The following is a 15,917-nucleotide window of genomic DNA, read 5'->3' as shown; positions in this document are numbered from 1 at the left end:
CGCGCGAGACGCTCACGCGCGAGACGCTCACGCGTCTCGCAGTGAGAGTTGGAATCGCGAAGCTGGGCGCATCGCGTCCAGTTCGCATAGCGAAGTGGTTGTGCCGCTATTCGTCAGCCCTGGCCTGTTGCTCGACCGCCTTGCTTCCCATTCCGACAATCCATCTAACCCACAGCACCGAAAGGTGCTTCCACCGCTGGGAGAGTCCCTAGCGGACATCGTGTCCCGACGTTTCCAGGAGGTGGCTCATGCGTAGCCTCATTCTCATCGCTCTTGCGGGTGCCGCTGCACAGCTCGTTGATGGCGGTATCGGCATGGGTTTTGGCGTCACCTCTACGACAATCTTGCTCCTTGCCGGCCTTGGGCCAGCAACGGCGTCGGCCGTAGTCCACACCGCGGAATTGGGAACCACCCTCGTCTCCGGTATCAGCCACTGGCGTTTCGGCAACGTGCACTGGCCAACGGTGCTCAAGTTGGGTGTCCCGGGTGCCATCGCAGCGTTCTTGGGGGCGACGGTGTTGTCCAACCTGTCTCTGGAATCCGCAGTACCGGTTACCTCCACCATCCTCCTTATTCTGGGTATTAACCTGGTGTGGCGTTTTTCTCGCCGTCGCCCGAAGAAGGCTTCAACCGCGCGGCCGCATTCCACCCCGTTTCTTACCGGACTAGGTATTGTCGGCGGCTTCGTTGATGCCTCCGGTGGCGGCGGTTGGGGGCCGCTTTCTACGTCGACGCTTATGGCAGTCGGCCGTGAACAGCCGCGTCGCATCGTCGGCACGGTGACCACCGCGGAATTCCTCGTGACATTCGGTGCGACCGCCGGATTCATCGTGGGCCTGTGGCACGAAATCGTGGCCAATGCTGCGGCTGTGGTGGCGCTTCTTATCGGTGGCATGATCACCGCACCTATCGCGGCGTGGCTCATTTCCCGCATCAACCCGACACTGCTGGGCGGCCTCGTCGGTACGGCTATCGTCACACTCAACGTGCCCAAGGCAATGGGCTGGGCGCTGCCGCACGGAGTGATCGTGGGCCTACAAATCGCCTCACTGGTGGTAGGCATTACCCTCACCGTGTGGTCCAATCGCCGCCGCAAGCGCGATGAGCGCGAAGAGAACTACGAAGGCCACCACTCGAGTCCGACGCGTGGTGGCAGCCGCGTCGTGAGCTCCACAGAGCCGACTGGCTCTGAAGACACGGCAGAAACGGCCCGCGTCGGGGCGTCGGCTGCACGCGCGGATTAGAGTCCGGCGACCTCGCCGATAACGATGACTGCCGGCGGTGCCACGGACTGCGCCTCCATCGTGGCGCCGAGCTCGGCCAGCTCACACCTGAAAGAACGTTCCTCAGCTAGTGAGCCTTCTTGGATGATGTGGACCGGGGTGTGGGGGCTTAGGGAGGCGTCGATAAGCGCCGCGGCAATCGCTGCGGCGTTTTTGACACCCATAATGACCGATAGCGTCGCCCCAGAGCGGGCAAGAGCTGCCCAATCCACCAGGGACTTAGAATGACCCGGCGGGAGATGGCCTGAGACTACCGTGACGGCATGTACCATGCCGCGATGCGTAACGGGAGTGCCCGCCAGCGCCGGCACCGCCACGGCGGAGGTTACTCCGGGGACGACCTCCACGGGCATGCCAGCCTCCGTGAGCGCGGTCAGTTCCTCGAATCCACGGCCAAAAACGTAGGGATCGCCGCCTTTAAGCCGCACCACGCGGCGGCCTGCCTGGGCCTGTTCGAGGAGGATCTCGTTGATTCGCTCCTGTGCAACTTGTGTGCGGTAGGGGATCTTGGAGACGTCGATAAGCTCCTTGGCGTCAACATCGCACAGCTTGTCCAACTGTGCGGTGGGGCCGAGGTGATCGGCCACAATCACGTCCGCAGCCTGCAGAGCCTGCATACCGCGCACCGTGATGAGGTCCCACGCGCCCGGGCCACCACCGACGAGGACTACCGGATGAATGCTCATGATCCCTCATCCTAGCTATGCTCGAGCCCATGACTTCCTATGACCCCGAAACCGTGCGCTTTTTCGACGTCGCCCACGAAGGCGCTCAAGCCCGCCTCGTAGCCTCCGCCGTGCCAGACCTTGCCCGGGTAGTGAGCGGCATGCGTCCGCGTTCCCTCGTTATCCTCGCTGCGGACCAAGTGTCCCGGGCCGCTGCGCATGTGGCCGTGGGGCTTGCGGAGCCAGCGGACGTTCCCATTGTGGTCAGCGAATCACTACCGCGTTTCATCGGTGCTCTCGACGTGGTCGTCGTGGCAGGGGAAAGCCCGTGGGCAGAACGCGCGTTGCACGACGCCGCACGGCGCGGCGCCACCACCATTTGCCTCAACGAAGTTGAGGACGCCCCTGACGACACCGTGGTGATAGACCAGCTGCCCACGGCAGAGGGAGTCTCCCCAGTTCGGGCTATCGTGGCGCTTCATGCGGTACAGGCGGTGCTGAGCGAGGACCCGGAGCTGGTCGCGCGCCGTCTGGAAGACGTGGCGGAAGCCGTGGATCGGGAAATCGAAGCACTGTCCCCGCAGCGAGATTCCACCACGAACCCAGGCCGTGCCCTGCGCGAGTTTGCGGAGGGTGGCCGCGTGGTTCACAGCAGTGGTCCGGACCCCTATGCCTTCTCTGAGGAGCGAACGCGCGTGCATCTAGGCGCGCTCGTTGCCCGCATGGCAGGCGCTATCTGGGCAACGCATGGGCTGGGTGGCTCGGTCGTGGATGCGGAAGGCCTCGGGCCGATTCTGGAGGACGCGCCGACTGATATCTTCCACGACCCCTTTGAAGATGGGGAGCCTTTGGTACCCTTGAAATTAATTTTATGGGGACAGGAAGAGGCGAACCTGCCCCATTCATTCGCTGCGGCGAGCGCCGACCCCTCCAGTGGGGATCTGGCCGGCGCGCTGCAGTTGATTACGCGGAGTTACGCCGCGACCGCCTATGACGTGAAATAGAGGATATCGATGAAGCTGCTCGAGAGCGCTGCCCGCAACTATTCCTGGGGTTCGCGCACACTGATTCCTGCCCTCCTGGGAGAACCTGAAACGCAGAGCCCCGTAGCGGAGCTGTGGTTTGGTGCGCACCCAGCTGACCCATCCACCGTGGACGGTGAACGTCTCGATGACATCATCGCGGCGGACCCAGCGAACCAGGTTGGCGCACGCGTGGCAGACGAGTACGGCGAAAACCTGCCCTTCCTGCTGAAGATTCTTGCCGCGGCTGAGCCGCTATCTTTGCAGGCGCACCCGTCGAAGGCGCAGGCGGAGGAAGGCTTTGCGCGTGAAAACGCGGCAGGTATTGAGCTGACAGCCCCCAACCGCAACTACAAGGACGATAACCACAAACCTGAGCTCATCGTGGCGCTGACAGAGTTCTATGCCATGGCAGGCTTCCGTCCTTTGGAGCAGACCCGCCGCCTCTTCACCGCGCTGGAGTGCCCCGAGCTTGACCACTACGTCAGCATGCTCGCGGATGACCCGGAGGCAGAAAGCGATAACCTGCGCGCGCTGTTCACCACGTGGATTACCATCCCGGGCGCTAAGCGCAAGGAGCTTATCGCTGCCGTCGTCGCTGCTGGTGAACGCCTCCGCGACCAAGGCACAGGCGAGGAGTGGATGGGCATGGTTATGGATACCGTGGCCGCACTCAACGAGCAGTACCCCGGCGATATCGGCGTGCTCGGCGCGCTGCTGCTGAACCACATCGTGCTGCAGCCGGGCGAAGCGGTGTACCTCAACGCTGGCGAGCTACATGCATATGTCTCGGGCCTTGGCGTGGAGATCATGGCCAATTCCGACAACGTTCTGCGTGGCGGCCTGACACCTAAGTTTGTGGACGTTCCGGAGCTGGTCAAGGTTCTGACCTACTCCGCCGCACAGGACCCGCGAGTGCCGCAAGTAGATCAATCAACACAAAGCCACGTCCACGGTGCTCAGGCATGGTCTTATCCGGTGCCGATTGAGGAGTTCGCGCTGGACCGCGTGGAATTGTCCGGTGACGACTCAGTGGACGTTGATTTTGACGGTCCCGTCATCGTGCTCTGCACCTCCGGCGCCGTTGATGTCAACAACGAGCACGGTGAAAGTGTGGCGCTCAGCGCCGGCCACGCCGCTTGGCTTCCTGCCGGCGACCCAGTTGCCACTGTGCGTGCTGCGGAGAACGGCGCTGCGCAGGTGTTCATCGCCCGCGTATAAACACGGCGATTAAGCGCGGAGATTACTCAAAATCTGCGGCGGCGGCGTTAAGCGCGGCCTGACAGCCCTGACAGTTCTTCCGGGGAGGAGGGCAGTTCCGGTGCCGCTGGAGCCTCGGCCTTCACGGGAGCTTTGTCCGCACCTGAGTCCGTTCGCGCACCTTCCGGGTCCGTGGACGCAATCCTGACGGATGGTTCCTCGTTCGCCGGCTGTTCCGCAGTGAGGGCGTCTGCTGCGGGGTCCTTCGCGGCAGGCTCAGCTGGTTCTGGCTGCTCAGCAGCAGGCTCCTCGGCTGCCGGGGCACCGTCGGTCGGAGCAGCGGGCTTGGGTGCCTCGTTAGTACGGGAGGCGTCTTGTTCACGCTCGCGTTCCAGCTCAGCGAGCTTATCCGCAATCTCCTGTTGCGCCTCTTGCGAGTCTTGAGCCTTCTCCTGCTCGGCAGTCGGTTCCCTGAACCTTACATCGCTGTGCGGTTCTTCCTGAGGCTTTGGGGCCTCCTGGGCGAGGCCCGCTGGCTGCGTGTCCCGAGAGTTTTCAGGGGCATCCGGAGCGTGGGTGTGCTCCGGAGCAGTGGACACCTGGGGTTCCGCGCTGCCAGGCTCAGCGCGGTTGTTGTGCTGCGCATCCGGCGCATCCTGCGGAGATGCAGTGTGCGGCGCTGGCTGAGCGGTGGGCTCAGTGCTCGGGGTGCCGTTATTGGTGGAACCTGGGGTCTGTGCGCCAGGCGAGGAAGTAGCACTAGCAGCAGCAGAAGATTCCGGTGAGCTATTGGGTACCTGCGGATAGTTCGTAGCCTGGGACTGCGCAGTGTCCTGAGGTTGCTGATTGTGTAGCGACGAGACGTTATCCGGGCGGTAGACAGCTGTGGGTTGAGCAGGCTCCGTGCGGTCCAAGACAGCGTTTGGTGCCAAGTAGGGATCTTCTGCGGGGGCTGCAATCTGCTCCTGGGACGTCTTCTGCTGCGGGGCGGAGGACGTGGTGGTGTAGGAATGCTCAGAAGAGGAAGTCTGCGGCGCCGAAGAACTGGTCTCAGCCGTGGCTGCCGAAGGTTCTGTGACAACGGAGTTCGGGGCGCTCGTGCGCCAGACCACCGTGCCAATGGCAACAGCGAGAAGGAGACCGGCCGCAATAAATACGAGGACTCGGCGTGGGGTGCTGGTCATCCTGAATCTCCTTTCCTCGCACAAGGTCACAAGTCGGTAACAACGATAGCATGAAACCTGGTGAACCCAAGGATTCACCTTATAATCCCTGCTCGTATACAGGCTTTTGACAGAAAAGTGCAGGCGGGCTTGTGCTCGCCGGTGCAGAGTTGTGCACTACCGTGGCCCTAGACACGGAACTGCGGAGACCTGCGTGACACTGTCCAAAGAATGGTAAAAGTGGGTAAGAGACCTCACCTAGCGGTGTGGTGCCGTGCCGGCGCCCTACGACCCCACAGTTTCAGATTTCAGCATCAGACATTAGGTAAAAGGAGAAACCAATGAGCTCATGGGATGAAGATATCTTCACTGACGAGGCTAACGTCGAGTTTCTTGACGAGCTGTCAGCTCTCGAAGACGAAGAGATTGTGGCTGCAGTCGATGATGCCTGCGCGCTAGCGGTCTCCGGTGAAGACCAGACCGAAGAGGAACAGCGCAACGCACTGGCAGCCGCCACCATCGCCGCCATCTGGGCAGGCGCTCCCTTCAGCGCCGGCGAAGTTGTGGAGGATTACCCCTTCATCCGCGACCTCGCAGGTTCTGGGAGTGAAAACCTCCACGAACATGCTTTGGAGCTGCTCGAAGGTGTCGAGGAAGACTATGATCTCGAAGCCTTCATTGAGGCACTGTCCTAGACATCCGTTGTTGAGGTCCGTATAGGTATGTGCGGACCGTTCATTTTTTAAGAGTTGTCACTCAGAGGGTTTCACTCAGCATGCTGATTAGTATTGAGGGCATTGACGGCGCCGGGAAAAACACCGTCACCCAACGCCTGCGGAAGGAACTTGACTGTGAGGTCTCAGTCATGAGCTTCCCGCGTTATGAGGACTCCATTCACGCGCAGCTGGCGCAGCAGGCGCTGTACGGAAAGATGGGTGATCTTACCGATTCTGCCTACGGCATGGCCACGCTGTTTGCGCTTGACCGCTTTGGCGCCAAAGAGCAGCTTCTCGTTGCCGCAGAAGACACGAGTTCTCTGCTTATCCTCGACCGCTACGTGGCTTCCAATGCTGCATACTCGGCTGCCCGAGTGGGCGAAGAATCCGTCGTTGACTGGATTTATGAGCTGGAGTTTGAGCGTTTGGGTTTGCCGGTTCCGCAACTGCAGATCTTCCTCGATACCGACGTTGCCGTCGCTGGCCAACGTGCCGTAGCCCGCGCTGCCGACGATGATTGCCGCACCCGGGACCGATATGAGCGCGATGCCGGGCTGCAAGCCCGCACGGCGGCAGCCTATAGGCGTCTCGCGCAGCAGGAGTGGGCAGGACGGTGGATCGCCACCGCGGATGCCGATATGATTATTCAATCTGTCAAGGACCTCGTAGGAGAACAGTAACGTGGCACCGAAAATCTTGGTTGTGGATGATGACCCGGCAATTGCCGAAATGCTCACCATCGTGCTTGAAGCCGAAGGATTGGAGCCTGTAGCCGTTAATGACGGCAATGAGGCCATCCCGGCTTTCCACGACCATGACCCAGACCTCATCTTGCTGGACCTCATGCTGCCGGGCATGAATGGTGTGGATATCTGCCGTGCCATCCGTACCGAGTCCTCCGTGCCGATTGTCATGCTCACCGCGAAGACGGACACCGTCGACGTCGTACTGGGCTTGGAATCGGGCGCGGATGATTACATCACCAAGCCCTTTAAACCGAAGGAGCTCATTGCCCGTATCCGCGCGCGGTTGCGCCGTTCGGATTCTTCCTCCGGTGAGATGATTGAGGTCGGGGACTTGCTTATCGACGTTCCCGAGCACACCGTCACCCGCAAGGGTGGCGAGGAAATTTCCTTGACCCCGCTGGAATTTGATCTCTTGCTGGAGATGGCCCGTAAACCTGGCCAGGTCCACACCCGTGAGGCTTTGCTGGAGTCCGTGTGGGGCTACCGCCATGCCTCCGATACTCGCCTCGTCAACGTGCATGTGCAGCGCCTTCGCGCGAAGATCGAGCACGACCCAGAAGACCCGCGGATTGTGCTCACCGTGCGTGGTGTGGGATATAAGACCGGCAAAGTCGGCGAGTAAAGGACAGCCGTTATTTTTGATGGGTTGAGGCGAGTCAGGGATGGCGTCGTCGAGCGCTGGCGTACATCCCTGCAGACACGCGTCATCGGCATGATGCTCGTGGCCTCTGCGGTGGTCATGCTGATTTTGGCGTACGCGCTGGTGTCGGTGTTGACGCAGCAGCTGGTAAGCCAGAAGGAAGAGACTGCTCTGCAGGAGCTCGACCGTGCGCGCGTGGCCGTGGAGCAGCAGATTGATGCCACGGGTACCGCAAACTCGACGCAGGTGCGTATCAACTCAGCGCGCGCAGCATTGGGGCAGATGTCGGCGCAACAAAACGACGCCCAAGCGGTCTACGAACCCGTTGTGGTGGTGGACAATCCTGATGGCACGGCGACAACCTCGCCGGAGGGCTACCGCATCCCAGATGGAATGCGTGAGCTCGTGGGCCAAGGGCAAATCGTGCAGCAATACGCCACCGTGGACCAACAATCGGGCGCGACCTATAACGCGCTGATGGTCGGCACGCCCATCGAGTGTGATATTCCGAATACGCAGGTTTACCTCGTGCTCTCGATGGAATCAGAGGAATCCACGATGGCACTGATGCGCGGTTTGCTCTCCGCTGCCGGCGTGGTCGTTGTGGTGCTGCTCGTGGGTATTGCATGGCTAGCTACCCAGCAGGTTATTACCCCGATTCGTTCTGCCTCACGTATTGCACAGCGTCTTGCCGCCGGCCACCTGCGCGAACGCATGGTGGTTAACTCCGATGACGAGATGGGCCGCCTAGCCTCCTCCTTCAATGACATGGCCGACAAGCTATCCAAGCAGATTGCGCAGCTGGAGGAATACGGTGACCTGCAGCGCCAGTTCACCTCGGATGTCTCCCATGAGCTGCGTACGCCGTTGACCACAGTGCGCATGGCCGCCGATGTCATTGCTGCTGATGCCGATGATTTCAACCCCTACACCAAGCGCTCCGCAGAGTTGCTCATCAAGGAGCTGGATCGCTTTGAAGAGCTCTTGGCGGATCTACTGGAGATTTCGCGTCACGATGCCGGCGTGGCGGACCTGTCCACCGCGTCCATTGACATCCGCTCCTGCATTGATTCGGCGATGAGCCAAGTGGAGCACTTGGCAGAAGAGCTTGGCGTCGAGGTCCGCATCAACGCACCAGCGGAGCCGGTGGCAGTGGAGTGCGATTCGCGCCGAGTTGAGCGAGTCTTGCGCAACTTGTTTGCCAACGCTATCGACCACTCTGAGGGAAATCCCGTCACGGTGGATGTTGCCACGACTGACGACGCCGTCGGAATCGCTGTTACCGACTCCGGTGTCGGCCTCAAGGAAGGCCAAGAGGAGCTTGTGTTTAACCGCTTCTGGCGCGCGGACTCGTCGCGCAAGCGCCATTCGGGCGGAACTGGGCTTGGCCTAGCTATTGCACGTGAGGACGCTATGCTGCACGGCGGTACTCTCGACGCCATCGGTTACTTTGGCGTCGGCTCGCGCTTCCGCCTCATTCTTCCGCGCACCCCAGGCCAGTCCATAGAGTCCGAGCCCATTGCCTTGGAAGTACCGGGAGCACCACAACCGGCGGCAGTGGAAGCTGAGGAACAGGCGGCGCTGCCGTATGGTGTGAGCGCTGCCGGCTTGGCCACGGACAGCATGTCCGGTGCAAAGAGCGCTCTGGACCGTGGTGGAAGCACTGTCACGGTGGATGCAGATTTCCCATCACACAACGATCCTGAAGTGGGCCCGGAAGAAGGCACCAAGGCCACTGGTGACGATGCTGGAATTGTCTGGCCCTCGGAACGCCAGTCCCGCCCTACAGTGGTAGAGGACGAGACGCCGTTTAACCAGGAGAACGTGCCCGATTTCGATGAGGAGGCCCAGCGATGATCCCCGCTCGTCGTATCTTGGCGGTACTCAGCTGTGTGTCGCTGACTGCTCTCGTGGGATGTTCGACGCTGCCCAGCAACACCGATCCCCAAGTCATCGGTACATTCGTCCCACACGAGCGGGCAGAGGATGCCATCGTGGAGCCGCGCACTGATAGCGACCCGGACCTGCTCATTCGTGACTTTTATTCCGCTGCTGCTATCCCGGCAGGTAATTATGCCGCTGCGCGTACCTTCTTGGCCTCCGATATTGCGAATACCTGGGACCCCACTAATACCGTCTTGGTTGTCGATTCCATCGACCTCGTGACCTCCAAGATGGAAGATGGAGCGCTGGAGTACTCGGTTCGCGGCAATATTATTGGCCGCCTCGCGGATGGCGGCGCCTATGTGCCCGATAACTCGCGGATTGAGGCGACCGTCCGCCTGCGCCAATTCGATGGGCAATGGCGGATTACGGATCTTCCCACCGGTGCCGTCATTGAGCGCACGGAGCTGCGCAACCGCTACCGCCCACAGTCCTTGTATTTCTACGATGTCACCCAACGCATGCTGGTGGCGGACCGGAGGTGGCTCTACACCGGCAGAGATTCCATCGCTGCCGAATTGGTGACGTTGCTGCTCCAGGGCCCATCCTCCGATATTGCCCCGGCTATTTCCTCCCTCGTACCCAAGGACGCCACGTTCCTTGGCCTCAATGAGGGGGTCTATGAGTTCAGTGGCATGTCAGGGATGTCGCAAGAAGAACGGTTAAAGTTCGCGGCCCAGCTGGTGTGGACGCTTAACAATGCGGAGCTGGCCAGCACCGTGCGGGCCACGATCGATGGCAGCCCCATGGTTGACGGCATGGAAGAGATGACCATCGATGACTTTGCAGAGTTTAACCCTGAGGTGGCTGCGCAGTCAGTGGCAAAGCTCTACGCCGTCAATGATGGCTCCTTGCTGGATGTTGCCTCGGACGGACCCGTGGAGCTTTCCGGGCCGGCTGGACAGATCCACGACATCCAATCTGCCGACATTTCCGATGAAGGCGTCGTGGCTGCTGTGCGCAAACGTTCTAAGGACGAGTCGCAACTGTCGATGGGCGAGATCGGCCAAGAACTCGGTGATTCCGTCACCGGGTCAACGCTCGCTCGCCCTACCTTCGAGGTGGGTGGCCAAGTGGCGTGGACCGTTGTCGATGGCGAGCATGTTGTTCGCGTGACGCGTTCGCCAGCCACTGGTGAACTCAGTACCTCGGAAGTGGATACCTCTGCCTTGGACGCTATCGATGGCGAGATTTCCGTTATTCGCCTGTCCATTACGGGCGCGCGCATCGCCATGATTATTGACGGCAGCATTTACACCGGTGTCGTCGCCCGTGCCACCTCTGGTGAGCGGCGCATCGTTAACGTCCACCAGGTTGGCCCTGAGCTCACCGGTTCGGCACTGTCCGTGGAATGGCAGGCCGATGGTTCGCTGCTGGTCGGCACTTCCGCTTCCAACTCGCCAGTATGGCGAGTAGAACAAGATGGTTCCGCAGCTACGACTTTGCCGACCGGTAACATCACCGCACCGGTGGTTGCGGTGGCCGCCTCACCCTCGACCTTGTACGTCACCGATGCGCACGCCCTCCTGCAGTTGCCGGCAGGAGGCTCGGAGAGCTCCTACTGGCGTGAGGTTGATGGTCTGCGCGGCGTGCGTTCCTCGCCCATCATTCCGCGTTAAATCCAGCCCTCTGCGTGCCTCCGAGGCCGCGGCTAGAGTAGGCAGCATGCCGAACAATTGGGGGATAGGGGAGCTTGCGGCCTCGCTCGTGGAGCTGATTTTGCCACGCCCTTGTGCCGGCTGCGGTGATGAGACCGAGGCGGGTGGGGCGCTGTGCCCGCGCTGCCAGGAACACCTGCGTGAGGTGCCGCGCCGAGTTGAGCGACCCATTCCATTGGGGTTTCCTACGTGGGCTTTAGGGCCGTATTCCGATACCCGCCGTGGCGTTATCATCGCGATGAAAGAACGCGGTAACCACGTGGTGCGTGCTCATATGGGTGCTGTGGTGGCAGCTGGTATCGATTATTTACGTGCGCGCGGCGATATTCCCGAGACAGCCCTGCTCGTCCCAGCGCCAACTCGGGCGTCCTCGGCGCGTGCCCGCGGTGGTGATCCGGTTACCGCACTGTGTGAGTCGGCAGCGTCGCGGCTTCCCGGCTGGCGCACGCTCCAGGCACTGGCTACGTCCGAATCGAGCGCGGACCAGTCGGAACTTTCCGCAGGTGAACGTGCGGATAATATGCGCGCGGCAGTGCTCCTTCGTCCCTGCGCGCAGCAGCTTCGGGGCCGCGCGGTGCTGCTTGTCGACGATGTCGTGACCACCGGTGCTACCTTGCGCGCGAGCGCCGCGCGGATTAGGGCCGTCGGGGGTGACGTGGTTGGAGCAATTGTGCTGGCAGATGCCTAGCTAGGCGCACTGGCCGGAGCGAGAAGAGGGGGCCGGTCGATCCGTTGGTTATGACCAGTGGTAGCATGAGGAGTGTCACAGGGAAGCGGATGAGAAGCCCTCATCACAGGCCTTCTCAAGGTCCGCAGAATGTGCGTCATTCAGTCCCCACGAGTAAAGGGAGGCATTTACATGTCCCAGCAGACCAACGCTCAAATCACCATCACGGGGCGTAACGTGGAAGTTCCGGAACACTTCCAGGAGCGCGTCGCCGGTAAGCTGGCCAAGATTGAGCGCCTTGATCCGACTCTGACGTTCTTCCATGTAGAGCTGATGCACGAGCCGAACCCGCGCCGTGAGTCCGAGGCTGAGCGCCTGCAAATCACTGCCACGGGCAAGGGTCATATTGCACGTGCCGAGGCTAAGGAAGACTCCTTCTACGCGGCCCTCGAGACGGCCCTGAGCAAGATGGAGCGCTCCCTGCGCAAGGTCAAGGTCCGCCGTGAGAACGTCAAGTCCGGCCACCGCGCCCAGAAGGGTACCGGCGAGATTGCCGCCGAGATGGTTGCTGAGGCTGAGGCGGCCCAGCTCACCAAGGAAGATCGCTACATCGATCCGTACGCAGAGACCGTCGAAGATGTTCGCCCGGGCCAGATTGTGCGCTTTAAGGAGCACCCGGCCACCCCGATGTCTGTCGATGATGCTCTCAGCGAGATGGAGCTGGTGGGCCACGATTTCTACCTCTTCATCAACGTGGAGAACAACAAGCCGTCCGTGGTTTACCGCCGTCATGCCTACGACTACGGTCTCATCTCTCTGACTGAGGAGAATGAAGAGAGCTAAGCTCTCGCGCCTTCCCGTCTAGTTGCGTAAGTCAAGCGCATACTGGTCGCCGAAGAGCCAAAGGCCCTCGCTGCACTGTGGACTGTGCGGCGAGGGCCTTCTTACTCTGTACTGATAGGCGGATTCCTAGAGGGAGAATTGGCTCGATAGGCGGACTTCTTGCTCGGCCACGAATTGGAGTGGAATCAGCGCGATAGCTAGCGGGGCGACGATGAGCAAATCCGTGCCGAAGTTTTCGGTTGGATGCGTATTAGGGGCGTGAGAGCTTTCAGCGATTTCTAATGCTCCGGTCATAATGGTGCTATAGAGCCACATGGCACTTCCGCCTTGTGGGGCATCGTCTTCGGCAGCAAAGGCGGCAGGGGCGGTGAGCGTGCTGACCGCCAGGGCGGTGGAGGTGGCTGCGGCTACGGCAAACCTGGAAAGCTTCATGGTTTAGTCCTTTTCGTGTAGGGCGTGGAGTGGACATTCCTCGGGACGAAGCGAGAGGAGCAAGATGAACATCGTTCACCTTTGTTAAGGAAATCGTTGTCCTCCACGGGATCGTTAACAGGGGGAACTGAGTGAACGTCGAACTCGCGGTGGAGTGGGGCAGTGTAGAGAGACTTTGGGCTAGCCCTGCAGCGAGGCTTAAAACCTAGTGAGTACAATGGCGACGAGTTAACTATATTGTCGCGACAAGAAGGACTATCTAGACGTGTTTGGACTTTCCAAGCTGCTCCGCGCCGGTGAGGGACGCACCGTAAAGCGCCTAGCCAAGATGGCTGATGATGTTATTGCCCTCGAGGATGATTTTGCCAAGCTCTCCGACGATGAGCTGAAGGCGAAGACGGAGGAGTTTAAGGAGCGCCTGAGCAAGGGCGAGAAGCTCAACGACATTCTGCTTGAGGCTTTTGCAACCGTGCGTGAGGCTGCCTGGCGCGTGCTGGATCAGAAGCACTACAAGGTGCAGATCATGGGCGGTGCTGCCCTGCACTTCGGCAACGTTGCTGAGATGCGCACCGGTGAGGGTAAGACCCTGACCTCACTGCTGCCGGCCTACCTCAATGCGCTTGAGGGCAAGGGTGTGCACATCGTGACCGTTAACGACTACCTGGCTAAGCGTGACGCGGAGATGATGGGCCGTGTGCACCGCTGGCTTGGTCTCTCCGTTGGCGTCATTCTTTCCGAGATGCGCCCGCCGGAGCGTAAAGAGGCCTATGCGTGCGATATCACCTACGGTACTAACAACGAGCTGGGCTTTGACTATCTGCGCGACAACATGGTCCGCTCGCTCGATGACACCGTACAGCGCGGCCACCACTACTGCATCGTCGATGAGGTGGACTCCATTCTTATCGATGAGGCCCGTACCCCGCTCATCATTTCCGGCCCAGTCGATGGTTCCTCCCAGTTCTACAGCGTCTTCTCCCAGTTGGCGCCGAAGATGCGTGAAGGCATCCACTACGAAGTAGACCATAAGAAGCGCACCATCGGTGTGTTGGAAGAGGGCGTCGAGTTCGTAGAGGATCAGCTCGGTATTGATAACCTCTACGCCCCGGAGCACTCGCAGTTGGTGTCTTACCTCAACAACGCGCTGAAGGCTAAGGAGCTCTTTACCCGCGATAAGGACTACATCGTCCGCAACGGCGAGGTCATGATTGTGGATGGCTTCACTGGCCGTGTCCTGGCTGGTCGCCGTTATAACGAGGGCATGCACCAGGCCATCGAGGCCAAGGAGCAGGTGGAGATCAAGAACGAGAACCAGACGCTGGCAACCGTCACCCTCCAGAACTACTTCCGTCTCTACGACAAGATTTCCGGCATGACCGGTACCGCCGAAACCGAGGCTGCCGAGCTGCACTCCATCTACGGCCTCGATGTGGTGCCGATTCCGACGAACAAGCCGAACCAGCGTATCGACCACTCCGACCGCATTTACAAGACTCAGGAGGCGAAGTTCGCCGCCGTGGTCGATGACATCTCTGAACATGTCGAGGCCGGCCAGCCGGTGTTGGTGGGTACTACGTCTGTGGAGCGTTCCGAGTACCTCTCCCAGCTGCTGAGCAAGCGCGGCATCAAGCACTCGGTGCTCAACGCGAAGCACCACGAACAAGAGGGCCAGATCGTCGCTCGCGCAGGTCGCCCCGGCACCGTGACGGTGGCTACCAACATGGCCGGCCGTGGTACCGATATTGTGCTCGGTGGTAACCCCGAAGTCATCCTCGACGAGAAGCTGCGCGAGCGCGGCCTGGATCCCTTCGAGGACGAGGAGAAGTACCAGGAGGCGTGGGACGCCGAGATTGATGCGGAGAAGGAGCGCTCCAAGAAGCTTGGCGATGAAGTTCGTGAAGCCGGTGGTCTGTACGTCCTGGGTACCGAGCGTCACGAGTCGCGCCGTATCGACAACCAGCTGCGTGGTCGTTCCGGACGTCAGGGTGACCCCGGTGAGACCCGTTTCTACCTCTCCATGCGCGATGAACTCATGGTGCGCTTCGTCGGCCAGTCCATGGAAAACATGATGAACCGCCTCAACGTGCCGGATGATGTTCCGATCGAGGCCAAGATGGTCTCTAACTCCATTAAGGGTGCGCAGGCGCAGGTGGAGAACCAGAACTTTGAGATGCGTAAGAACGTGCTCAAGTACGACGAGGTGCTCAACGAGCAGCGCAAGGTCGTCTACGCTACCCGTCACGACATTCTCGATGCCGGTGACATCAAGGACAACATCCGCTCCATGATCGATGACACCGTCTCTGCTTATGTATCCGGAGCGACGGCTACCGGCTATGTCGAGGATTGGAACCTCGATGAGCTGTGGAATGCGCTCGAATCCCTCTATGGTCCGACTATGTCGCACGAGTCGCTCGTCGACGGCACCGAGTATGGCTCCGCCGGTGAGCTTTCTGCGGAGCAGCTCCGTGACGCCTTGCTTGCCGACGCCAACTCGGAGTACGACAAGCTGGAAGACTCCGTCACCGCCATCGGCGGCGAGAGCCAGATGCGCAACACTGAGCGCATGATCATCCTCCCGATCATCGACCAGAAGTGGCGCGAACACCTCTACGAGATGGACTACCTCAAGGAAGGTATCGGTCTGCGTGCCATGGCACAGCGCGATCCTCTGGTGGAGTACCAGAAGGAAGGCGGCGAGATGTTCAACGCCATGAACGACGGTGTGAAGGAAGAAACTGTGCGCCAGCTGTTTATGTTGCGCAAGCAGTTCAAGGCTCAGGAAGAGGCTAATGCCGCTGAATCCGGCGAGGCTTAAAACCAAGCACACAACATCCTGAAAAGACGCTGCGGGGTAGGCTCCCCGTGGCGTGTTTTCATTGGAGGCACTTAGCTTTATACTGTCAGAATATTATTCGTTTCGTGTCTCGGAGGTTCT

At 60.4% G+C, this 15,917-nt stretch carries 14 protein-coding genes; 11 read left to right on the top strand and 3 right to left on the bottom strand.

The genetic code is table 11. The features are described from left to right. Positions 1–248 precede the first annotated feature (248 nt). Entirely contained in the window at positions 249–1,244 is a 996-nt protein-coding gene (locus tag HMPREF2875_RS10195) for a sulfite exporter TauE/SafE family protein (RefSeq protein ID WP_070672852.1), read from the top strand. On the opposite strand, the gene cobA is transcribed toward HMPREF2875_RS10195, so the two are convergent. Then, positions 1,241–1,969, bottom strand: coding sequence for a uroporphyrinogen-III C-methyltransferase (gene cobA, locus HMPREF2875_RS10190; protein ID WP_070672850.1), 729 nt, complete (start codon positions 1,967–1,969; stop codon positions 1,241–1,243). The genes HMPREF2875_RS10195 and cobA overlap by 4 nt on opposite strands. A 29-nt stretch (positions 1,970–1,998) precedes the next feature. Between cobA and HMPREF2875_RS10185 the strand changes: the two genes are divergently transcribed. Next, positions 1,999–2,952 carry an exopolyphosphatase gene (locus tag HMPREF2875_RS10185; RefSeq protein WP_246817091.1) on the top strand — a complete coding sequence of 318 codons (954 nt, stop codon included), beginning with the start codon at positions 1,999–2,001 and terminating at the stop codon, positions 2,950–2,952. A 9-nt stretch (positions 2,953–2,961) separates the two neighbouring features. Next, positions 2,962–4,191, top strand: a complete 1,230-nt coding sequence (gene manA, locus HMPREF2875_RS10180) for a mannose-6-phosphate isomerase, class I (protein WP_070672846.1) — start codon at positions 2,962–2,964, stop codon at positions 4,189–4,191. A gap of 47 nt (positions 4,192–4,238) precedes the next feature. Here the strand turns inward: manA and HMPREF2875_RS10175 are convergent, their stop codons facing one another. Further along, entirely contained in the window at positions 4,239–5,354 is a 1,116-nt protein-coding gene (locus HMPREF2875_RS10175; protein ID WP_070672844.1) for a hypothetical protein, read from the bottom strand. 320 nt (positions 5,355–5,674) lie between these two features. Between HMPREF2875_RS10175 and HMPREF2875_RS10170 the strand changes: the two genes are divergently transcribed. The 7 genes from HMPREF2875_RS10170 (at position 5,675) to hpf (ending at position 12,547) form a co-directional block, all read left to right on the top strand. Next, complete coding sequence (locus tag HMPREF2875_RS10170) at positions 5,675–6,028, top strand: DUF4259 domain-containing protein (protein ID WP_070672842.1); 354 nt, start codon at positions 5,675–5,677, stop codon at positions 6,026–6,028. Positions 6,029–6,108: 80 nt separating this feature from the next. Further along, positions 6,109–6,729, top strand: coding sequence for a dTMP kinase (locus tag HMPREF2875_RS10165; RefSeq protein ID WP_070672840.1), 621 nt, complete (start codon positions 6,109–6,111; stop codon positions 6,727–6,729). Position 6,730: 1 nt separating this feature from the next. Continuing rightward, entirely contained in the window at positions 6,731–7,417 is a 687-nt protein-coding gene (gene mtrA / locus HMPREF2875_RS10160) for an MtrAB system response regulator MtrA (RefSeq protein ID WP_070672838.1), read from the top strand. A gap of 69 nt (positions 7,418–7,486) precedes the next feature. Further along, complete coding sequence (gene mtrB, locus HMPREF2875_RS10155) at positions 7,487–9,292, top strand: MtrAB system histidine kinase MtrB (protein WP_305764046.1); 1,806 nt, start codon at positions 7,487–7,489, stop codon at positions 9,290–9,292. After that, positions 9,289–10,998 carry an MtrAB system accessory lipoprotein LpqB gene (gene lpqB / locus HMPREF2875_RS10150; protein ID WP_070672836.1) on the top strand — a complete coding sequence of 570 codons (1,710 nt, stop codon included), beginning with the start codon at positions 9,289–9,291 and terminating at the stop codon, positions 10,996–10,998. The genes mtrB and lpqB overlap by 4 nt, the downstream gene beginning before the upstream one ends. 46 nt (positions 10,999–11,044) lie before the next feature. After that, a complete protein-coding gene (locus HMPREF2875_RS10145) occupies positions 11,045–11,725 on the top strand; it encodes a ComF family protein (RefSeq protein ID WP_070672834.1) in 681 nt (226 codons plus the stop codon). 171 nt (positions 11,726–11,896) lie between these two features. Then, complete coding sequence (gene hpf, locus HMPREF2875_RS10140; RefSeq protein WP_070672832.1) at positions 11,897–12,547, top strand: ribosome hibernation-promoting factor, HPF/YfiA family; 651 nt, start codon at positions 11,897–11,899, stop codon at positions 12,545–12,547. A gap of 126 nt (positions 12,548–12,673) precedes the next feature. Here hpf and HMPREF2875_RS10135 read toward each other — a convergent pair whose 3' ends face one another. Continuing rightward, positions 12,674–12,979: a hypothetical protein gene (locus HMPREF2875_RS10135; protein ID WP_070672830.1), complete on the bottom strand. Its 306-nt coding sequence runs from the start codon at positions 12,977–12,979 to the stop codon at positions 12,674–12,676. Between the two features lie 265 nt (positions 12,980–13,244). Between HMPREF2875_RS10135 and secA the strand changes: the two genes are divergently transcribed. Then, positions 13,245–15,797: a preprotein translocase subunit SecA gene (secA, locus tag HMPREF2875_RS10130; protein ID WP_070672828.1), complete on the top strand. Its 2,553-nt coding sequence runs from the start codon at positions 13,245–13,247 to the stop codon at positions 15,795–15,797. Positions 15,798–15,917 lie beyond the last annotated feature (120 nt).

This window comes from Corynebacterium sp. HMSC078H07 (assembly GCF_001812805.1).
Classification (GTDB): Bacteria; Actinomycetota; Actinomycetes; order Mycobacteriales; family Mycobacteriaceae; genus Corynebacterium.
This window is presented reverse-complemented; position numbering and strand designations above follow the sequence as displayed.